The sequence below is a fragment of the Hoeflea marina genome (genome assembly GCF_003182275.1).
Lineage (GTDB): Bacteria > Pseudomonadota > Alphaproteobacteria > Rhizobiales > Rhizobiaceae > Hoeflea > Hoeflea marina.
Window position 1 is genome coordinate 222,980 of the sequence record NZ_QGTR01000004.1, and the last position, 20,704, is coordinate 243,683.

General features: G+C 66.4%; 18 protein-coding genes. 9 read left to right on the forward strand and 9 right to left on the reverse strand.

What is annotated here, in order from left to right; translation table 11 throughout:
- The first annotated feature begins 1 nt into the window (after window position 1).
- The 7 genes from DFR52_RS16430 (at window position 2) to DFR52_RS16460 (ending at window position 7,757) form a co-directional block, all read left to right on the forward strand.
- Complete coding sequence (locus DFR52_RS16430; protein WP_110033087.1) at window positions 2-856, forward strand: CoA transferase subunit A; 855 nt, start codon at window positions 2-4, stop codon at window positions 854-856.
- On the forward strand, window positions 853-1,650 hold the full coding sequence (locus tag DFR52_RS16435; RefSeq protein WP_110033088.1) for a CoA-transferase subunit beta: 798 nt from the start codon (window positions 853-855) through the stop codon (window positions 1,648-1,650). The genes DFR52_RS16430 and DFR52_RS16435 overlap by 4 nt, the downstream gene beginning before the upstream one ends.
- Window positions 1,650-2,852 (forward strand): 3-oxoadipyl-CoA thiolase, encoded by a 1,203-nt coding sequence (gene pcaF / locus DFR52_RS16440; protein ID WP_110033089.1) that lies wholly within the window; start codon window positions 1,650-1,652, stop codon window positions 2,850-2,852. Before DFR52_RS16435 ends, pcaF begins: the two co-directional genes overlap by 1 nt.
- Before the next feature lie 22 nt (window positions 2,853-2,874).
- Window positions 2,875-3,909: a 3-carboxy-cis,cis-muconate cycloisomerase gene (locus DFR52_RS16445; RefSeq protein ID WP_245415376.1), complete on the forward strand. Its 1,035-nt coding sequence runs from the start codon at window positions 2,875-2,877 to the stop codon at window positions 3,907-3,909.
- A complete protein-coding gene (gene pobA / locus DFR52_RS16450; protein WP_110033091.1) occupies window positions 3,906-5,087 on the forward strand; it encodes a 4-hydroxybenzoate 3-monooxygenase in 1,182 nt (393 codons plus the stop codon). Before DFR52_RS16445 ends, pobA begins: the two co-directional genes overlap by 4 nt.
- A gap of 92 nt (window positions 5,088-5,179) precedes the next feature.
- Window positions 5,180-6,544 carry a L,D-transpeptidase gene (locus tag DFR52_RS16455; protein WP_425351214.1) on the forward strand — a complete coding sequence of 455 codons (1,365 nt, stop codon included), beginning with the start codon at window positions 5,180-5,182 and terminating at the stop codon, window positions 6,542-6,544.
- A gap of 124 nt (window positions 6,545-6,668) precedes the next feature.
- Window positions 6,669-7,757 carry an Acg family FMN-binding oxidoreductase gene (locus tag DFR52_RS16460; RefSeq protein ID WP_110033093.1) on the forward strand — a complete coding sequence of 363 codons (1,089 nt, stop codon included), beginning with the start codon at window positions 6,669-6,671 and terminating at the stop codon, window positions 7,755-7,757.
- Window positions 7,758-7,977: 220 nt separating this feature from the next.
- Here the strand turns inward: DFR52_RS16460 and DFR52_RS16465 are convergent, their stop codons facing one another.
- The 5 genes from DFR52_RS16465 to DFR52_RS16485 form a co-directional block, all read right to left on the reverse strand.
- Window positions 7,978-8,979 carry an alpha/beta fold hydrolase gene (locus DFR52_RS16465; protein ID WP_245415377.1) on the reverse strand — a complete coding sequence of 334 codons (1,002 nt, stop codon included), beginning with the start codon at window positions 8,977-8,979 and terminating at the stop codon, window positions 7,978-7,980.
- A 73-nt stretch (window positions 8,980-9,052) separates the two neighbouring features.
- The gene (glpK, locus tag DFR52_RS16470) at window positions 9,053-10,546 is read right to left on the reverse strand and encodes a glycerol kinase GlpK (protein WP_110033424.1); all 1,494 of its coding nucleotides are present in this window, start codon (window positions 10,544-10,546) and stop codon (window positions 9,053-9,055) included.
- A gap of 115 nt (window positions 10,547-10,661) precedes the next feature.
- Entirely contained in the window at window positions 10,662-12,170 is a 1,509-nt protein-coding gene (gene glpD, locus DFR52_RS16475; protein ID WP_110033095.1) for a glycerol-3-phosphate dehydrogenase, read from the reverse strand.
- A gap of 136 nt (window positions 12,171-12,306) precedes the next feature.
- Entirely contained in the window at window positions 12,307-13,263 is a 957-nt protein-coding gene (locus tag DFR52_RS16480) for an AEC family transporter (RefSeq protein WP_110033096.1), read from the reverse strand.
- 420 nt (window positions 13,264-13,683) lie between these two features.
- Complete coding sequence (locus DFR52_RS16485; protein WP_110033097.1) at window positions 13,684-15,930, reverse strand: tetratricopeptide repeat protein; 2,247 nt, start codon at window positions 15,928-15,930, stop codon at window positions 13,684-13,686.
- A gap of 345 nt (window positions 15,931-16,275) precedes the next feature.
- Here DFR52_RS16485 and DFR52_RS16495 point away from each other — a divergent pair, with 345 nt between their 5' ends.
- Window positions 16,276-17,385 (forward strand): pyridoxal phosphate-dependent aminotransferase, encoded by a 1,110-nt coding sequence (locus DFR52_RS16495; protein ID WP_110033099.1) that lies wholly within the window; start codon window positions 16,276-16,278, stop codon window positions 17,383-17,385.
- Window positions 17,386-17,586: 201 nt separating this feature from the next.
- Here DFR52_RS16495 and DFR52_RS16500 read toward each other — a convergent pair whose 3' ends face one another.
- The gene (locus tag DFR52_RS16500) at window positions 17,587-17,853 is read right to left on the reverse strand and encodes a sel1 repeat family protein (RefSeq protein WP_110033100.1); all 267 of its coding nucleotides are present in this window, start codon (window positions 17,851-17,853) and stop codon (window positions 17,587-17,589) included.
- Between the two features lie 530 nt (window positions 17,854-18,383).
- Here DFR52_RS16500 and DFR52_RS16505 point away from each other — a divergent pair.
- Window positions 18,384-18,725 carry a DUF2147 domain-containing protein gene (locus tag DFR52_RS16505; protein ID WP_110033101.1) on the forward strand — a complete coding sequence of 114 codons (342 nt, stop codon included), beginning with the start codon at window positions 18,384-18,386 and terminating at the stop codon, window positions 18,723-18,725.
- A gap of 72 nt (window positions 18,726-18,797) precedes the next feature.
- Here DFR52_RS16505 and DFR52_RS16510 read toward each other — a convergent pair whose 3' ends face one another.
- Genes DFR52_RS16510 through DFR52_RS16520 form a run of 3 tightly spaced genes read right to left on the reverse strand, consistent with a single transcriptional unit; the run spans window position 18,798 to window position 20,677 of the window.
- Window positions 18,798-19,010, reverse strand: coding sequence for a tautomerase family protein (locus DFR52_RS16510; RefSeq protein WP_110033102.1), 213 nt, complete (start codon window positions 19,008-19,010; stop codon window positions 18,798-18,800).
- 16 nt (window positions 19,011-19,026) lie between these two features.
- Window positions 19,027-19,929, reverse strand: coding sequence for an SDR family oxidoreductase (locus tag DFR52_RS16515; protein WP_110033103.1), 903 nt, complete (start codon window positions 19,927-19,929; stop codon window positions 19,027-19,029).
- 7 nt (window positions 19,930-19,936) lie between these two features.
- The gene (locus DFR52_RS16520) at window positions 19,937-20,677 is read right to left on the reverse strand and encodes an SDR family oxidoreductase (RefSeq protein ID WP_110033104.1); all 741 of its coding nucleotides are present in this window, start codon (window positions 20,675-20,677) and stop codon (window positions 19,937-19,939) included.
- Between the last annotated feature and the right edge of the window lie 27 nt (window positions 20,678-20,704).

A 20,704-nucleotide genomic window follows, 5' to 3' on the forward strand; every position in this document is an offset into this window, starting at 1 on the left:
AATGGCCAAATCCATCCCGCTGGCGCAGGCCGTGGCGGAAAATCTCAATCCGGGCGACACAGTCGCCTTCGAGGGCTTCACCCACCTGATCCCGCATGCAGCCGCCCACGAGGCGATCCGCCAGAATATCGGCGACCTGACGCTGATCCGCATGACGCCCGACGTCATCTACGACCAGATGATCGGCATGGGGCTGGCGAAGAAGATCATCTTCTCCTATGCCGGCAATCCCGGCGTCGGCCTGCTGCGACGGCTGCGCGATTCCATCGAGAACGGCTGGCCGCACCGCATCGAATTCGAGGAACACTCCCATTCGGCCATGGCCAATGCCTACGAGGCGGGTGCCGCCGGCCTGCCCTGCGCCGTCTTCCGCGGCTACAAGGGCGCCGGTCTGAAAGAGGTCAACCCCAACATTCGCTCGGTCACCTGTCCGTTCACCGGTGAGGAACTGGCCGCAGTCCCCGCCATACGGCCCGATGTGAGCTTCATCCACGCCCAGAAGGCCGACCGCAAGGGCAACGTGCTGGTCGAAGGCATCATCGGCATCCAGAAGGAGGCGGTTCTTGCCGCCAGGCGCGCCGTTGTCACTGTCGAGGAAGTGGTCGACGACCTCGGCACCCACACCAATGCCTGCGTCCTGCCCAACTGGACCATCAGCGCCATTTCCGTCGTTCCCGGCGGCGCCCACCCATCCTACGCGCATGGCTACTATGACCGCGACAACGCCAGCTATCTTGAGTGGGACGAGATTGCCGCCGACCGCGACAGGTTCCTCGCCTGGATGAAGACAAATGTGCTTGAAGCCGACCCAGCCGATTTCGCCGACCGCATCAAGGGACTGGAGACTGCACGATGACGAGCGCCGATTTCACCTCCGACGAGATGATGACCATTGCCGCCTCGCGCGCGCTGTCGAACTCCGACGTCTGCTTCGTCGGCATCGGCGCGCCGTCGGCCGCCTGCAACGTCGCCCGGCTGAGCCACGCCCCGGACATCACGCTGATCTATGAGAGCGGCACCATCGGCACCGCGCCGCAGGTGCTGCCGCTGTCGATCGGCGACGGCGAGCTCTGCGACACCGCCGTCACCACGGTCTCGGTGCCGGAGATGTTCCGCTACTGGCTGCAGGGCGGCCGCGTCACCGTCGGCTTCCTCGGCGCTGCACAGCTCGACCGCTTTGGCAACATCAACACCACCGTCATCGGCGATTACGATCATCCGAAAACCCGGCTTCCGGGCGGCGGCGGTGCCCCCGAGATCGCCAGTTCCTGCGGCGAGATCTTCATCACGCTCAAGCAGTCGAAGCGCTCGATGGTGAGCAAGATCGACTTCTTCACCAGCTTCGGCCACGGCGAGGGCGGCGACCACCGCCAGCGCATCGGCATGACCACCAGGGGACCCACCCTGCTGGTGACCGATCTGGCGATCTGGAAGCCGGATCCCGAGACGAAGGAGTTCGTGGTCACCTCGCTGCATCCCGGCGTCACCCGTGAGACCGTGCAGGAGACCTGCGGCTGGAGCGTGCGGTTTGCCACCGACCTCGAGGAGACGCCTGCCCCCACGGCCGCCGAGCTCGCCGTGCTGCGAGATCTCAAAGCCCGCACCGAAAAGGCTCATGGCGGCTCTAAGAAGAACGGAGCCGAAAGCTGATGGCCGAGGCATTCATCTGCGACTACATCCGCACCCCGATCGGCCGCTTCGCAGGCGCGCTCGCCTCCGTCCGCGCCGACGACCTTGCCGCCATTCCGCTCAGGGCACTGATGGCGCGCAATCCGGGCGTCGACTGGGAAGAGATCGCCGAGGTCTATCTCGGCTGCGCAAACCAGGCCGGCGAGGACAACCGCAATGTCGCCCGCATGGCGTCGCTGCTAGCGGGCCTGCCGGTGTCGGTTCCCGGCGGCACGCTCAACCGGCTCTGCGGCTCCGGCATGGATGCGGTGCTCGCCGCCTCGCGGCTGATACGCTCCGGCGAGGCGCAAATCGCCATCGCCGGCGGCGTCGAATCGATGTCGCGCGCGCCCTTCGTCATGCCCAAGGCCGAGACCGCCTACTCGCGCAACGCCGAAATCTACGACACCACCATCGGCTGGCGCTTCGTCAACCCGCTGATGAAGGCCCAGTACGGCGTCGATTCGATGCCCGAGACCGGCGAGAATGTCGCGGAAGACTACAACATATCGCGTGAGGACCAGGATGCCTTCGCCGTCCGCTCCCAGGCCAAGGCATCCGCCGCCCAGGACAACGGCCGCCTCGCGCGCGAGATCACACCGGTGACCATTCCGCAGCGCAAGGGCGACGCCATCGTCGTCGACCGCGACGAGCATCCCCGCGCCACGACGATCGAGTCGCTGGCAAAACTCAAGGCGCCCTTCCGCGCCGGCGGCACGGTGACGGCAGGCAACGCCTCGGGCGTCAATGACGGCGCCGCCGCCCTGATCATCGCAACCGAAGCCGCCGCGCGCCGATTCGGGCTTACCCCGATCGCCCGCATACTCGGCGGCGCCACCGCCGGCGTGCCCCCACGCATCATGGGCATGGGCCCGGCGCCCGCCACCGAGAAGCTCTGCGCCCGCCTCGGCCTTCGGCCGGCGGATTTCGACATCGTCGAGCTCAACGAGGCCTTCGCCAGCCAGGGCATCGCCGTGCTGCGCCAGCTGGGACTGGACGAGGCCGCGACCCATATCAATCCGAATGGCGGCGCCATCGCGCTGGGCCACCCACTCGGCATGTCCGGCGCCCGCATCGCCGGCACTGCGGCGCTCGAACTTTCGCTCACCGGCAGCAGGCTGGCGCTCGCCACCATGTGCATCGGTGTCGGCCAGGGCATCGCCATCGCCCTTGAGCGGGTCTGAGATGGCCGGCGGCGGTGACTGGATGACACAGTTCGCCGGCGATGCCGGGATTGCTTCGGCCTTCGGCGACGCCGCCATGCTGCAGCGTTATCTCCGCTACGAGATCGCGCTGGCGCTGGCACTCGGCGATGCGGGCCAGGCGGACGCGGAAACCGTCCGGCAAGTCGCAACGGCCATGCAAGGCTTTGCGCCCGATCTGGCGGCGATCACCGCCGGTGTGCAGGCCGACGGGCTGCCGGTGCCAGACTTCGTGCGCCAGCTCAAAGCCCATGTAGGTGCCCCGGGCAAGGGCATCGTCCATCACGGCGCCACCAGCCAGGATCTCGTCGACACCGCCGCCATGCAGGCCCTGGGCCAGGTCAATGATCTGATCGCCGGACGCATCGCCGAACTGATCGCCGCCCTTTCCGCGTTGAACGACCGCTTCGGCCAGCACCGGCTGATGGCAATCACCCGCATGCAGCCGGCGCTTGCCTTCACCGCCGGCGATCGCATCGAGGCCTGGTCACGGCCGCTTGCGGCGCTGCGGGAGCGGCTTGCCGATCTGCGCCCTCGGCTCGAGGTGCTGCAGTTCGGTGGACCGGTCGGCAATCTCGCCGAATTCGGCGCCGCCGGACCCGCCGTCGCCGCGGCCCTTTCCCGGCGCATCGGCCTGCCCTGGCCTGGCCACAGCTGGCACAACCAGCGCGGGCCGATCGCCGAATATGCAGGCCTGCTCTCGGAACTGACCGGCGCGCTGGGCAAGATCGGCCAGGACGTGGCGTTGATGGCGCTGCGTGGAGAGGACGACATCCGCATCTCCGGCGGCGGCGGTTCCTCCGCCATGCCGCACAAGCAGAACCCGGTCGCCGCCGAGCGGCTTGTCACGCTCGCCCGCTTCAACGCCACGCTGGTCTCCGGCCTGCACCAGTCGCTTGTCCACGAAGCCGAGCGCTCCGGCGCCGCCTGGTCGCTGGAATGGCTGCTGCTGCCGCGGATGTGCGAGGCCGCAGGCGCCGGTCTCTCCACAGCCATCTCTTTGCTTGGTGCCGTCCAGCACATGGGGACACGATCATGAAAACCGTCCGCACCCAGGTCTGCATCATCGGCGCCGGGCCGTCCGGCCTGCTCCTCGGGCAGTTGCTGCACGACATCGGCATCGACACGATCGTGCTCGAGCGGAGCACCAGGGCCCATGTGCTGGCGCGGGTCCGCGCCGGGGTGCTCGAACCGGGAACCGTCGGCCTGCTCGATCAGGTCGGCGTCGGTGCCCGCATGCACACGGAGGGACTGGTCCATGACGGCTTCGCCATCGCCCATGACGGCGTCAGCCACCGCATCGATCTCAAGCGGCTCACCGGCGGCAAGTCGGTGATGGTCTATGGCCAGACCGAAGTCACCCGCGACCTGGTCGACCGACGCACGGCCACTGGAGGCGTCACTCACTACGAGGCCGAAAATGTCGAACCGCACGGCTTCGACGGCGTCCATCCCTTCGTCACCTGCCGCCTGGAGGGCGAGGATCTGCGCATCGACTGCGAGTTCATCGCCGGCTGCGACGGCTTTCACGGCGCCAGCCGCCGCGCCGTGCCCGAGGCCGCCATCCGGACCTTCGAGAAGGTCTATCCCTTCGGCTGGCTCGGCATCCTCGCCGACGTGGCGCCGGTCAGCCACGAACTGATCTACGCCAACCATCCGCGCGGCTTCGCGCTGTGCTCGATGCGCTCGCCGAGCCGCAGCCGCTACTATGTCCAGTGCAATGCCGGCGACAGCGTCGAGGCCTGGAGCGACGAGCGTTTCTGGGATGAACTGCGCCGCCGCCTGCCCGAGTCCGCGGCGGATGCCGTCGTCACCGGGCCATCCTTCGAGAAGTCGATCGCGCCGCTGAGGTCGTTCGTGGCCGAGCCGATGCGCTTCGGCCGTCTGTTCCTGGTCGGCGACGCCGCCCATATCGTGCCGCCGACCGGAGCCAAGGGGCTCAATCTCGCGGCTTCGGACGTACACTACCTGTTCGAGGGGCTGCGCGAGCACTATCGCGACCGGTCGCCGCTCACGCTCGATGCCTATTCGGCTCGCGCATTGGACCGGGCCTGGAAGGCGGTGCGCTTCTCCTGGTGGATGACCATGATGCTGCACCAGTTCCCCGATCGCGCGCCCTTCGACGAGCGGATCCACGACGCCGAACTCGCCTACACGCTCGGATCGGAGACGGCGCAGGCCGCCTTGGCGGAAAACTATGTCGGTCTGCCCTATTGAAGCCGTTATCGGTGGCTTTGTTCAGCTTGCATTCACCATAAGCGAGCAATGATGGTCTCGCCATCCACTCCATCATGCAGGTTGATTCGAAAATGTCCGGACTGCGTATCGCCCGAACCACCGCCCTTCTCCTTGCCGCCTCCATGCTGGCGACCACGCTCCCGGCCGCGGCCCAGTGGCGCGAAGGCGACACCGTGCTGGTCAGCCCCGACGGACGGCTGATCCGCGACATGCCTGAGCTCGGCACTGTGCGGATCGTCGCCGACGAATTCGGCCGCAATCTCCTGATCAATGACTGGAACGAGGTGGTCGCCATCGAGATGTCGGCGCGCGACTACCAGCGCAGTTACGGCGGCGTGGGCCTCGAGAACGAAACCTTCGGCAACGACAGCGCCGACGCCTTTCCCGAGCCGCCGGCTCCGATGCAGCCCGGGAGCGACGACGGCTACGACGCCGCCAGCATCGACCGAGGCAATCTCGACCCGATCACCGGAACCGTGCCCGACGAGCAGCAGCCGGCCGCGCAGGACATCCCCGGAGCCATCCAGGCCTATCCCGACCAGGGCCAGCCGCAGCAGAAGAACGTGCAGCAGCAGCCGGTCTGGCCGAAGATCTCCAAGCCGCAGGTCGTCGCCCTGCAGGTCTTTCTCGACCGCAACGGCATGTCGCCGGGCGTCATCGACGGCCGCCTGGGCGGCAATGTCGCCAAGGCGCTGAGCGCCTGGAAGGAAGCCACCGGAGAAACGCTTGATCCGGCCGACACCGACACCGTGATGCAGCGGCTGGCGGCCGGCGAAGGCCTGGCCTTCGGCTCCTACACCATCACCGCCGAGGACGCCGCCGGCCCCTATGTCGCCTCGATTCCGACCGACTACGCCGAAAAGGCCAAGCTGGAGCGGATGGCCTTTACCTCGACGGTGGAAATGCTTGCCGAGCGCTTCCACATGGACGAGGCCTATCTGAAGGAAATAAACCCGGACGCCGACTTCACCCGCCAGGGCACCATCATCAAGGTGGCGATCCCCGGCAAGGCGCGCACCGGCGTGGTCGCCAGCATCGTCGCCGACAAGGGCCGCAAGCAGGTTCGGGCCTATGACGAGGCGGGCAAGCTGGTCGCCGCCTATCCGGCCACCATCGGCTCCTCCGACACGCCGTCGCCTTCGGGCATGGTCGAGGTCAAGCGCATCGCGCCGGATCCCGGCTACACCTACAACCCCAAGGTCAACTTCAAGCAGGGCGAGAACGACAAGGTTCTGGAGGTCCCGCCGGGCCCGAACGGCCCTGTCGGCACGATGTGGATCGCGCTCTCCAGGCCCACCTACGGCATCCACGGCACGCCCGAGCCATCCGCCATCGGCAAGACCGAATCGCACGGCTGCGTCCGCCTGACCAACTGGGACGCCGGCGAACTGGCCAAGATGGTCAAGCCTGGCGTCACCGTCGCCTTCGAGGAATAGCAAGGCCGCGTGGATACCGGCACCGGAAGATCCGGTGTCGGGTCTCGCCCGATTGATCCTGATCATGGCAGCCAGGCGCCGATCTCGCAGACTGTCCGGTGCGAACCGGTCAGGAGATCCGAAAATGGTCACGCGCAGGACGATCATATTGGGCGCAGCCGCGGCCGCCGTTACGGGCGCCGCGGCCTATGCATTGCAGGCATCGCCGGCCTACGAGGATCTGGCGGAGTCGGTGTGGGTTCCCCGGCACCCCTCAGCCGACCCCGACCTCGCCTATCTCGTGCATTACGCGACGCTGGCGGCCAACTCCCACAACACCCAGCCTTGGCTTTTCGAGCGCTCCGGCCGGGTCATCCGGATCAGGCCCGACATGGCCAGGCAGACGCCGGTGGTCGACCCCGACGACCATCACCTCTATGCGAGCCTCGGCTGCGCCGGCGAAAACCTTGCGCTTGCGGCCATGGCGGCGGGAAAGGCCGCCGGCATCGTCTTCCGGGATGGTCCCGAAGCCGCCGTCGAGATTGATGTCTCTGCCTCCGCCACAAGCCAGCCACCGCTCTTCGACGCCATCCTGCGGCGCCAGTGCACCCGCTCGGACTATGACGGCAGAGCCGTTTCAGGCGACGACCTGGAAAAGCTCCGGGCGGCGGCCCGTGTCGAGGGCGCCGAGCTCATTGTAATGACCGACAGGACGCTTATCGAGCAGGCGCTGGAGATGATCGTCGCCGCCAACGCCGCCCAGGTCGCCGATCCGCGTTTCGTGGCGGAACTCAAGTCATGGATCCGCTTCAATGCCCGGCAGGCCGGCAGCCATCGCGACGGACTGTTCAGCGGCTGCACCGGCAACCCGGAACTGCCCGCCTGGCTCGGCGGCCTGGCCTTCGAGCTGGTCTTGAGGACCGGGGCCGACAACGACAAGCTCGCCCGGCAGATCCGCTCCTCCGCGGGCCTGGCGGTGATCGTCACGGAACGGAACGACCGGGCCCATTGGGTGCAGTCCGGCCGCAGCTGCCAGCGGCTTGCGTTGCAGGCCACCGCCCTTGGCATCAGCCATGCCTTCGTCAACCAGCCGGTGGAGGTGGCCGACCATCGCCGGGCCTTCGCCCGGTGGCTGGGCATCGGCGACCGGCGTCCCGACCTGGTGCTTCGATACGGTTACGGGCAGCCGATGCCGCGATCGCTCAGGCGCCCGGTGGAGGACGTCATCGTGTAAGGAAGCCACCGGCGAAATCCTCGATCCGTGGTCAACATGGCATGCCGGCATGTGAGCCGGCGGATCGGCCGCATTGGCGATCCGCATGACGAACCCTTGGCCGCATCCCATCCAAGGGCCGGAGCGCGGCCGGTCTCGTGGATTTGCATTGCATGCCGGCGCGCAAAGCGGTTCGGCAAAGGCCAGGCCGGTCTGCCCGCCCCTGCACCCGGCCTCTGTCTCAGGCGCGCTCGGCTAGCCAGGAGCCGATCAGCTCCGCCACCTGTGCAGGCTGCTGGTGACAGATCCAATGATCGGCATCCGCCACGTGGCGCACCGTCAGGTCGGCAGCGAATTCGTCGAGGCCTTCCAGGCACACCTGCAGCAATGCGGTGTCGCCATCGCCCCAGATCACCAGATGCGGGCAGCGCACATGCAGCAGTTCCACCGGCAGGCGCGGAACCTCGCTGAGCGGACTTCCCGGCCGCGCCACCGACAGCGGCGAGGCGCGATACCAGTTGACCATGGATCGTACCCGGGCGGCGTCAGACCAGGCCCGCCTGTAGCCTTCGTGTTTTTCCGGACTCAGCCACTCCATTCCCATCTTGCCCGAGAACACGCCCAGCATCGCCTTGAAGTCGTTGGCCACCAGCCTCTCCTCCGAGCCTTCCGCGCGCAGCAGCCGGATATACTGCGAGGCGGCCGACTGCGCGCCGCCGGCAGCGACTTCGCGCTGGAACGGCACCGGGTGGACCCCGTTGATCACCACCAGGCGCGACACCAGCTCCGGCCGGAACATGGCCAACCCGTAGGCCACGGCCGCGCCCCAGTCGTGACCGACAACCGTGACCGGGCCTCCGAGCTGTCCGATCAGGGCCGCCATGTCATGCACCAGCAGCCGAAGCCCGTAGGACTCCACCTCCGGCGGTGCCCAGCTCTGGCCATATCCGCGCTGGTCCGGCGCAATGCAGCGGTAGGAGCCGGCCAGCGCTTCGGCCACTTCCGACCAGGCATCGCTGTATTCGGGAAAGCCGTGCAGCATGAGCAGGATCGGTGAGTCCGCCTGCCCCCATGCGCGGTAGTGGAAGCTGTGGCCATCGAGCTCGACGAAATGGTGTCCCGAATCCGCCGTCCTGTCGGTGGCGCTCTTCGCGGGCACCGCACGCCGGTCGCGCCATCGGGACAGGATAGTCTGGATCTGCCGCATCGTCTTGCCTCGCTCGTCCGCCGGGGATTTCCACACGACCGCACCTCCGCCAGCGGCGAAGCGACCGCGGCGCAAGATCTTGAAATCTATGGTGCTCTTCGCGGGAAGTCTAGATCTTGCTCAGCGTCCGCCGCACCGCGTCGCGCCAGCCCTTGAGCTTGGCGTTGCGGGTCTTCTCGTCCATCCTCGGCGCGAAGCGGGTGTCGCGCGACCAGGATCTGGCGAAGGCCTTCTGCTTCGGCCAGATGCCGGCCCGCTGCCCGGCGAGCCAGGCGGCCCCCAGCGCCGTGGTCTCCAGAATCGCCGGGCGGTCCACCGGCGCGTCGAGAATGTCGGCCAGCCGCTGCATGGTCCAGTCCGAGGCCACCATGCCGCCGTCGACGCGCAACACCGTGTCGGTGTCGGAACTCTTCCAGTCCTTGTGCATGGCGTCGAGCAGGTCGCGGGTCTGGTAGCAGACCGCCTCCAGCGCCGCGCGTGCGAACTCCGCCGGTCCACTGTTGCGCGTCAGGCCGAAAATGGCGCCGCGCGCCTCCGCGTCCCAGTGCGGCGCACCAAGTCCGGTAAAGGCCGGCACCATGTAGACATCCTGGGTCGGGTCGGCTTCGGCGGCGAGCGCGCCGCTGTGTTCGGCCTTGCCGATCACCTTGATGCCGTCGCGCAGCCATTGCACGGCGGCGCCGGCGATGAAGATCGAGCCTTCGAGCGCATAGGTGGTCTTACCGTCGAGCCGGTAGGCTATGGTGGTCAGCAACCGGTTCTTCGACCGCACCATGTCCGCGCCGGTATTGAGCACCGCGAAGCATCCGGTGCCATAGGTGGATTTGATCATTCCCGGCTCGAAGCAGGCGTTGCCGATGGTGGCCGCCTGCTGGTCGCCGGCGACGCCGAGGATCGGGATCTCGGCACCGAACAGTTTCTTGTCGGTGACGCCGAAATCGGCGGCGCAATCCTTGACCTCGGGCAGCATCGGCTCGGGCACCCGCAGCACCTTGAGCAGTTCGGCGTCCCACTCGTTGGAGCCGATATTATACATCAGCGTCCGCGACGCATTGGTGGCGTCGGTGACGAAGGACCTGCCGCCGGTCAGCCGCCATATCAGGAACGTGTCGATGGTGCCGAAGCAGAGTTCGCCCTTGGCCGCCCTCGCCCGCGCACCCTTCACGTTGGCGAGCATCCACGACAATTTGGTGCCGGAGAAATAGGGGTCGAGCAGCAGTCCGGTTTTCTTGGTGAAAACCTTCTCCAGGTCTAGCCGCTTGAGCTTTTCGCAATAGGCGGCGGTCCGCCGGTCCTGCCAGACGATGGCGTTGTGGATCGGCCTGCCGGTGTCGCGCTCCCAGACCACCACCGTCTCGCGCTGGTTGGTGATGCCAATGGCGGTGATGTCGGCGGCCTGCAGCGCGGACTTTTTCAGCGCCTGCTTCACCGACCACAGCACCGTCGACCAGATCTCCTCCGGATCGTGCTCGACCCAGCCCGACTGCGGAAAATGCTGGGCGAATTCCTTCTGGCCGGTGGCGATGATCTTCATCTCCCCGTCGAAGACGATCGCCCGGGTCGAGGTCGTGCCCTGGTCGATCGCGAGAATGTAGCCGCTCATGCTGGTCTCCCATGGGTCGCGCGCCTGGCCGGCGCGGTCTGTCATCGTGGTGTCGGGGCGCATTTGATCCCGAAACAGAGCCGCGGCATAGCCCCAGCCCCGGGCTGTCCACGGTTCAGCGCGCCGCGCGCCTGGCGCGCATGTAGCTCTCGAGTGCCGCGACCTCGTCGCCGCCGAGCCGCAGGCCTCGCTTGGTCCGGCGCCACAGCACGTCGGAGGCCTCCAGCGCCCATTCCTGCGCCATCAGGTAATCGACCTCGGCGCCATAGAGGTCGTCGCCGAAGCGGTCGCCGAGGTCAGCCGTTGAGGACGCAGTGCCCAGCAGCATGCGCGCACGGGTTCCGTAGAGCCTGACATAGCGTCGCGCCTGCGCCGGCTGCAGGAAGGGGTAGTCGCCGAGCAGCGCCGCCACCTGGTGCTCGTAGCCGTCGGCCGGAAAATCACCTCCCGGCAGGGGCGCATGGTGGGTCCATTTCGGCCCCTTCGTGCCCAGCCGCGCTTCGATCAGTTCCAGCATCGATTCCGCCAGCTTGCGCGAGGTGGTGATCTTGCCGCCGAAAATGTTGATGAGCGGCGCCCCCTCGCCGGGATCGGGCTTGAGCACATAGTCGCGCGTCGCCTCCTGCGCCGTCGAGGCGCCGTCGTCGAACAGCGGCCGGACGCCGGAATAGGTCCAGACGATCGAGGTGCGCTCGACCGGTCTCGCGAAGTACTCGCTGGCCGCGGCGCAAAGATAGTCGATCTCGCTGTCGGAGATCTTCACGTCGCGGGGATCGCCCTCATAGTCGAGATCGGTGGTGCCGATGAGGGTGAAATCCTCCTCGTAGGGCAAGGCGAAGATGATGCGGCCATCGCCGTTCTGGAAGATGTAGGCGCGGTCGTGGTCATGCAGCTTCGGCACCACGATGTGGCTGCCCTGCACCAGCCTGACATTGTGCGCGTCGTTGCGGCCGACGACGCCGGAGAGGACGCGGTCGACCCAGGGCCCGCCGGCATTGACAAGGAGCCGGGCGTGCACGATCTGCTCTGTTCCGCCGAGCCGGTCGGCGACGGTGACCTGCCAGTGGCCGTCCTTGCGCTGTGCCGACACCACCTCGGCGCGGGTGCGGATCTCGGCGCCGCGGTCGGCGGCGTCGCGGGCATTGAGCACCACGAAGCGGGCGTCGTTGACCCAGCAGTCGGAATATTCGAAGCCCTTGGAGAAGATCGGCTTGAGCGGCTTGCCGACAGGCGATGTCTTCAGGTTGACGGTCCGGGTGCCGGGCAGCAGCTTGCGCTTGCCTATGTGGTCGTAGAGGAACAGGCCGAGCCTGAGCAGCCATGCCGGCCGCATCTCCTTGTGGTGCGGCAGCACAAAGCGCAACGGCCAGATGATGTGGGGCGCATTGGCGAGCAGCACCTCGCGCTCGCCCAGCGCCTCGCGCACCAGCCGGAATTCGTAGTATTCGAGATAGCGGAAGCCGCCATGGATCAGCTTGGAGGACCAGGACGACGTGCCGGAGGCGAGGTCGTTCATTTCCGCCAGGAAGACCGAGTAGCCGCGGCCGACCGCATCGCGGGCGATGCCGCAACCGTTGATGCCGCCCCCGATGACGAACACGTCGTGGAGCTTCTCCGCTGGCATCTGTCCCTCCCCGACATGCGCGTTCTGATCACCTCGAATTTAAATCGAACCAATAACGAATGTCAAACGAAAACAAACGAAACTCGCAGCCGCTCCGATGGAAATCGGACTGGCGGAATTGCTGGCATCCGGCGGGTCAGAACAGCAGGTCGGCGATCAAGAGCCAGATGCCGGTCGACAGCGCCGCGAGCACCGTACCGAGCGTCATCGCAGTGGATGCAAGACGCTGGCCGGTGCCGAAGCGGCTGGCGATCAACCAGGAATTGACCCCTGCGGGCAGCGACGCCATCGCCACCACGACCTTCGCCACAAGCTCCGGCAGGCCCAAGAGCAGCGCCATGCCCAGCACCACCGCCGGCATCAGCACCAGCTTCAGCCCGACCGTCGCCAGAGATTGCGGAATCTGGCCGCGGATGCCGTAGCCGCGCAGCGCCACGCCCATGGCAAACAGTGCCACGGGCCCCGCGACGCCCGCCAGGCTGGCGATGACGCGGTCGAGGACTCCGGGGATGGCAAGCCCGCTCACCCGCACGACGATGCCGGCGAGGATGCCGATGATCAACGGATTGACGAGCAGCTGACCGAGAAAGCTCCTCAGCATCGGCATGAAGCCTGCCGGCGCGGAGGACACGCCGTCGCGCCGCATGGCCCAGTCGAACAGCAGGATCGAGGCTGCCATCATGATCGGCAGGTGGATCGAGACCACCTGCGACAGGATCGCCAGTCCCGGTTCGCCGAAGATTCCGGAGATGAACGGCACGCCGAGCAGCACCAGGTTGGAGAACGCCGCGGTCACGCCCGCCACCACGCCGGCGCGGGTGTCGCGCCCGAAACCGGAGCGGATCAGGCCGTGCGCGGCCGTCCAGGTCACGAGCACGCCGGTGAAATAGGTCGCCCACAGCGCCAGCGGCAATCCGTGGTCGAAGCCGGCGGTGGCGATGGTGCGAAACAGGAGCAGCGGCACGGCGATGGTGAAGACGAAATCCGACAGCCCCTCGCCGGTCTCCGGCCTGAGGATCCTCGTCCAGGCGGCGCCGTAGCCGATGGCGATGAGCGCGAAGACGACGATGATGGTTTCGGCAAAGGCGGGCATGGGCGGGAGACTCGGAAACTTGAAAGGGATCTTCGTCATAGACCGCCCGGCGCGCGAGGCAAAGCGCGGTGGCCCACTTTGGCGCGGAGGCCGGGTTGTTCCCCTCATGATGAGGTGCTCGGCGCCCCGCCGAGCCTCGAACCACGAGGGGCCAGGCGGGAAATTCGGTCTGGTCTTCCGTCATGCCGGACCTGATCCGGCATCCGGCAGGCGCCATGCGCAGGTAGACCGTTCTCTTCAGCACCATGAGTCTCTCACGGCGCAGACGCGCCGTGGCTGGACCCCGGATCAAGTCCGGGGTGACGGAGCCGAGGGTCCGCGTGCCGAAATCAGGTCGTCTTCTATAGCCGCGATGCCCCGCCCGATCCTGCGGTACGCCGCCGTATCCATCCGCGCTGCGCCTCAATCCTGCCGAGGATTCTACACGTATTGCTTGGCAATTTCCTCCATATCGGCAAAATCGAAGCCATAGCGCTCGCAGAGCGCCCGCGCCTCCGCCCGCAGATCCGCAGTTCTGTCCCCCGCCAACCCCAACGCCACGAGACAGGGAATTAGCCAACTGGCAGTGTCCCGCGTGTTCGGGTGTTGCGGATGGGCAGCAAAGACATTTTGCCAAAGCTGCAGGGCGTCGCGCAGCAGCGGCAAGGCCCGATCCGGATATCCGGATAAGAGCCATATGGATCCCAAATTTACGAGAAGCGGACCTAGCCGAGCATCGCCGGCGTCAAGAGCTTCGCGGCCAATCCTCAGCGCCGCGTCAGCCAGCAGCCCAGCAACGATTTTTCGGCCTTGTCGGTTTCGCAAAAAAGCTAGGCTATGCAGCGATTGCGCGGTTTGCCAACTATTGCGGCCCGCAAGCCGCCGGTACAGGATCAGTGCCTGCTGATTCCGCTTCACAGCCTTGCCGAACGCTCCCCGCTCTCCAGCTTCCGCCAGTCGGAAAAGAGCACCACCGTGCATTTCATAGTGGTCAGCTAGATCCAGACTACCCGGCCGGTGCATCTCGTCCAGCACCACTGCACGGCGCAGATTCACCTCAGCTTCCGGCATTTGGCCTGTCCTCATCAAGGCCACGCCGAGATTGGCGAAGCCGACAGCGATGTCGCGATGGTTCTCTGGCAACAGCTGTTGTTTCAGCACCAATGAAGCCCGCGCCATCTCCAGCCCGCCGGGATAGTCGGCAATCTTGTCGAGATAGACCGCCGATTGATTATGCAGGAAATCCATCGCCTCCGTAGCCGGCGCTGCGCCGGCAGCAAGTATCGCACGCACGTGCGGCGTCAGCCGGGCGAATAATGGCCATGTACTCGGCTGGTGCGGACCATCTCGCCCACCCGGATAGACCGCCGCCAGCAGCGCTGATGCTGCCATGGCCGTTTCCGAGTCTCCAAGCTCCGACTGCAAATGCCTGAGCGATGTCGCCGTCATCAGGTGCATCGACCAGCTTCCAGACCTGCCGTCCAGGAGCGACCGCGAGGCCAGCTCGGCAAAGCCGGCGCGCACCCGGCCGGCGTCTGCGGCAAGCAACTGAACCGGCACCGCAATATCCTGAAGCCACCTGTCCCAAAGCCAGCCCTGCGGCGCATCGGTCAGCAGCCGCGGCTCCAGCCCATCCGGAGCCCACCAGGCGCAGAGATCGGCAACCATCCGGGCGTCCCCGGAAAGTCTATCATAGGACAACTGCACCGCGCCCATCGCCGAAGTCCGATAGTCCTCGTTTTGCGGCGCTTGCCTGAGGATGTCATCCAGCCGCGCCCGGTAGGCGCCAAAGCCCTCGCCGGTGGCCTGGATTAGCCGCCCCGCCACCACCAGCGCCAGCGGCAGCCCGCCCAGATCCTCGGCCAGCGCCCGGGCCTCGGAAGCTCCGTCCTCGCGCCCAGCCTCCTGCATCAACAATCTCACCGCCGGGGAACCCTCGGCTTCGAAGCTGAGCCTGTCGAGCAGCATCACCGCGAAGCCCGGCCAGCCCGCGCCCTGCCGCGTGGTGACGATGAGATGCGTGCCCGGAGGCGGCAGCAGGCCCTTGAGATCCGCGTAGTCCTCGACATTGTCATAGATGAACAGCCAGGCTTGGCCGCTGCGGGCAATCCCGGCCAGCACCGCTTGCGCATGCTGGAGCTGTGGCACGTCGGGGACCGGCTGTTCAACATGCGCGCACAGCGCCACCAGCCCCTCGATAATCGCCTGCCGGTTGAGCGCCTCGACCCAGACGACGCCGTTATAGTCGCCGCCATGCAGCTCGGCATAGCGCCGTGCCAGCGTCGACTTGCCGAGCCCTCCCTGCCCGCGCAGCACCGCCCCGGAATTGGTCACCGACACATTGCCCTCCGTCGAAGCCAGGAGCTTGCGCCGCAACTCCGCCACCTCCGCCTCCCGCCCGACGACCGGCCGTCCGGCCGGGAGGTTGATCGGTCCGGGTCTGAACTTGGGCTGGAGAACGGGCAAAGGAACCGCCGGCTGTTCAAGCACGACCCGGATCGGCTCCGGCTGTCTGCGCTTGAAACCGCGCGCGACCCAAAAGATTCCCGAGAGCAGTCCCCGCAATACTGAGAAAAATTTGCCGACGAGAACAAGGATTGCAGTGATCAGCGCCAACAAGAACCCGCAGATTGTTGCGATCTGCGCGTATCTGTTGAGATCGCCAATTTCTGCCAGCCATTCCGGCATCGCCTGCCCGCCCCTGCAACCCAACGCCTGGCAAGCCTAGCTGCGCCACCCTTGGTTGCCAACGGGTTTTATGCGGGTTCTGGTTTTTGCCCACCCCTCCTCCGTCATGCCGGACTTGATCCGGCATCCAGCAGGCGCATGTCCATGCGCCGGAAGACCGTTCTCTTCAGCACCATGAGTCTCTCACGGCGCAGACGCGCCGTGGCTGGACCCCGGATCAAGTCCGGGGTGACGGACATCGAGGTTCCGGACGACAACCCGCTGCGGCAAAGATCGCCCGGCGGCTTGAAGCCGTTCCCGCTTGCCGCTAGGGATTGGACCGTTGCCTCAGACCGGATCCCGCCCATGCCCGTCTTCCCGCGTTTTACCCCGCTAGCCGAATCGCTGCCGCCGACGGTGCCCTTTGTCGGGCCTGAGACCCAGGAGCGCGCCCGGGGCGCCGACTTCCGCGCCCGGCTCGGCGCCAACGAGAACGGTTTTGGCCCGGCGCCGTCGGTGATCGCCGCCATCGCGGAGGCCGCGCCGCTCAGCTGGCGCTATGGCGACCCGGAGAACCACGAGCTGCGCCAGGCGCTGGCCGCCCGGCTCGGCGTCGCCCCCGAGTCGGTCGTGGTCGGCGAAGGCATCGACTGCCTGCTCGGGCTGATCGTGCGGCTGATCGTCGAGCCCGGCACGCCGGTGGTCACCTCGCTCGGCGCCTACCCGACGTTCAATTTCCATGTCGCGGGTTTCGGTGGCCGGCTGGTCACCGTGCCCTACCGCGACGACCGCGAGGATCTCGACGCCCTTCGCGAGGCCGTCGTCCGCGAGCAGGCGCCGCTGGTCTACCTGTCCAATCCGGACAACCCGATGGGCACCTGGCATTCCGCCGCCGACCTCGTGGCCTTCGCCCGGGCGCTGCCCGAGACCACCCTGCTGGTGCTCGACGAGGCCTATTGCGAGACCGCGCCCGGCGACGCCGTGCCAGCGATCGACGCGCTGTCCGGAATGGCGAATGTCGTGCGCTTCCGCACCTTCTCCAAGGCCTACGGTCTGGCCGGCCTGCGCGTCGGCTATGCCTTCGGCGTGCCCGAGACGGTGGCGCGCTTCCACCGGGTGCGCAACCATTTCGGCGTCAACCGGCTCGGCCAGGTAGCGGCCCTTGCGGCCCTTGATGATGCCCCCTGGCTTGATCACGTGGTCCGGTCGGTGTCGGCCGGCCGCGACCGGCTGTCGGCAATCGCGCGCGACAACGGTCTCGTCCCGATTGGCTCGGCCACCAATTTCGTCAGCATGGATTGCGGTGGAGGCGCTCCGCGCGCCAAAGCGATTCTGGAAGGCCTGGTCGGCCGCGGCATCTTCATCCGCATGCCGGGCCCGGCCCCGCTCAACCGCTGCATCCGGGTGTCGGTCGGACCTGAGCCCGACCTGGCGCTGTTCGCGCAAATCCTGCCGGAAGTGCTTGCCGCGCTCTGAAACGCGAGGAACCGTGCCCGCCTGTTTCCGGCCGGTCACGGTTCCCTGCGAGCCTGCGGCGTCCCCTCCGCCGGCCCGCGCCCCTTCCCCTCGAGGCAAACTGTCTGGCTCGTCCCGCGGTGCGGGCTGCCCGGCTGCGTCAAGCGCGCCTGTCGTCTGAAGCCAATGATGATCCCGGCAAGTCCGACCGTCGGGTCGGGCTCAGTGCATGGTCATCCATTCGCGGGCCTGGCGGAGCGCGGTCGCCAGTTCCGACTTGGTCATGCTTTCCGCCAGTTCGGCGCGCAATCTCGCGGCGCGGTCGGAGCCCTTGATGGCGGCGATGTTGAGCCACTTGTGGGCGGCGACGAGATCGACGTCGCATTCGCGGCCGGTGGCATACATCAGTCCCATTTCGCAGAAGATGTCCGCGCGGGCTTCGCCGCCGATGCTGGCCTGGTCGAGATCCTGAATTTCGTAGCGTGCCATTTTCGTAATCCCCGTTAGGTCGGTTCGTCTGGTTTTCCCTGTCAGCCCTTGAGGAGCCGTCGTCCTGGTCTTCTTTGCGCCGGATTTTTCCGGTCGTCTGGTCTTTGCCTGTCTCCGGCGGCGGTCACTGCCGTCGCTCTTTCTTGAGACCAAGTGTGCCCCTGCCGGCTGAAATTGCCGTTAAATTGCTTGCTTAATGCAAGACAAACAAAGTTCAAATGCTTGGTAAATTTGCGATTCCGTTAAACATCGCACGCCTTTGCTTTGCGCGATTCCGCTCCGGAAGGGCGGATTTCCCAGTGTCGCAATCGCAACCTTTGGCTAACCACGAACCAATCGCATTTTCTGCAAATGCCGTCCAAGCGTCAAAACAATCGATGCGCGGAGGCACTTGCCGGCGGGCCGGATCAGCGCCGGACGACCATGGCTGATCGCCGCGGCCGAGACCAAAATTCCCGTTTACCTTTACGTAGACGTAAGCTACGTTAGATCTGGCGCTGGTGGATCGGCGCATTTTCTGGGAGGAAACAATGATCCGTAAACTGATTCTCGCGGGCGCAATCCTGGCCGCCATGGCCGCCCCCGCCCTTGCAGACCCGATCGAGGGCGCCTGGAAGACCAAGGCCGGCGACAACGCCATGATCAGCCCCTGCGGCGGATCCTTCTGCATCAAGCTGACATCCGGCGAATATTCCGGCCAGTCGATCGGCAAGATGAAGGCCGATGGCGGCAACAAGTATTCGGGATCGATCACCAAGCCGTCGAACGGCAAGACCTACAAGGGCAGCGCCACGCTGTCGGGCAGCTCGCTGAAGATGACCGGCTGCGTGCTGGCCGTGCTCTGCGAAAGCCAGACCTGGAAGAAGCTGTAGGCACAGCCGCCTGCAAAACGGGAAACGGCCCGGGCGGACATTTCGCGCCGGGCCGTTTCTTTGAACTCGCGTTCAGTCCGCGGCGCGATACTCGGGCGGCAGGATGAAGACCTCGTCGGCGCGGCCGTAGCCGCCATCCCTGACCTCCTCGATCAGCACCATCGTGTGCGGCCGCGCCGCCTCGCTGAAATATTCGACCATCAGGTCCGTGGCGCGGTGGACGATCTCTTCCTTCTGGACTTTTGACAATGCGCCTTCCGGCGTCTTGATGTTGATGAACGGCATATCTGTCTCCTTTGCTTCAGGTTGGGCTGGATGGATGGAGCAGGCCGGCAAGGCCGATGCGCTCCAGCAACTGGGCGCGCACGCGGTCGGCGACCCGGTTGACGACTTCCGCGCCGTCGTCGGACGGATCGACGTGAACCCGGAACGGCCGGCTTCCGTGCGGCATGGCGATCAGATCGACCACGGCGCGGGCCACGTCCCCCGGATCCGCGTCGTCGGGTTCGAGTCCGGCGAGACCTCTCAGAACCTCGCCATCGACTCCGGCATAGGGTCCCGACCAGTATTCCGCCGCACGCGCGGTGTCCTCCGGCTGCATGGCATGGGCGAAGTGCTGGGTGCCCTGGGTGAAGGCGCCGGGCACGACGATGCTGGTCTCGATGCCGAAGCGGGCCAGTTCAAGCGCATAGCTTTGCGCCAGCGAATCCATGCCGGCCTTTGCGGCGAAGTATCCGGCCAGAAAGGGCGGCGTGCCGCCGCGGGTGCTGGTCGATCCGATCCAGACCACCAGCCCGCTTCCAGCCGCCCGCATATGCGGAAGGGCGGCGCGGTTGAGCCGTTGGGTGCCCACCACATTGACATCGTAGAGGCGCGTCAGCTGCTCCGGCGTGAACGCTTCCGTCGGCCCGAAGCCCATATGGCCGGCATTGTGGATGAGCACGTCCAGGCGGCCGGCCTCGCCGATCAGCTTTTCCACTGCATTCGCCACCGAAGCGTCCGAGGTCACGTCGAGGGCAAGAGGACGAATATCCAGGTCCTCCTCCTGCCTGTGCCTGGCGATTTCGCCCATCGGCTTGCCGTCATGGGCAGCAGGATCGCGCATCGAGGCGTAGACCGTGTGTCCCGCGCGGGAGAGTTCCAGGGCCGCCATGGCGCCGAAACCGCTCGACGCACCCGTAATCAGAATGATCTTGCTCATCATTGCCTCCTCAGACCACGCCGCCATTGACGCGGATGACCTGGCCGTTGACCCAGGCCGCATCGGAACCGGCGAGGAACGAAACGACATTGGCGATGTCGTCGGGCTGGCCGAGACGCTTGAACGGATTCATGCCGGCGATGCTCTGCACCAGCTCCTCCGACTTGCCGGTCATGAACAGCTCGGTCTCGACCGGCCCGGGCGCCACCGCATTGACGGTGATGCCGCGCGTCCCCAGCTCCTTGGCCAGGATATGGGTCATGGCCTCCACCGCCGCCTTGGTCGCGGCATAGACGCCGTAGGTCGGCTGGTAGATGCCGACGACGCTCGACGAGAAGCTGACGATGCGGCCGTTGTCGCGCAAGCGCCTGGCGCCTTCGCGCATGCCGCGAAAGACGCCGCCGAGATTGACGGCGATCTGCCGCTCGAACGCATCGTCCTCGACGCCGGCGATCGGCGAGAGCTGCATCATGCCGGCATTGTTGACGAGGATATCGACCCCGCCAAAGGCCTCTTCAGCGGCATCGAACAGCGAAGGCAGGCCGGACGCGCTGCCGATGTCGGCTGCCACCGCAATGGCGCGGCCTCCGCCGGCTTCGATGTCGCCGACCACCTGTTCGGCAAGGCCGGCATCGCGGGAATAATTGATCACGACCGCGGTGCCATCCCGGGCCAGCCGGCGGGCGATGGCGGCGCCGATGCCCTTCGAGGCACCGGTGACGATGGCAACGCGATTTTGTTTCTCGCTCATGTTTGTCTCCTTGCTTGCTGACAAAGG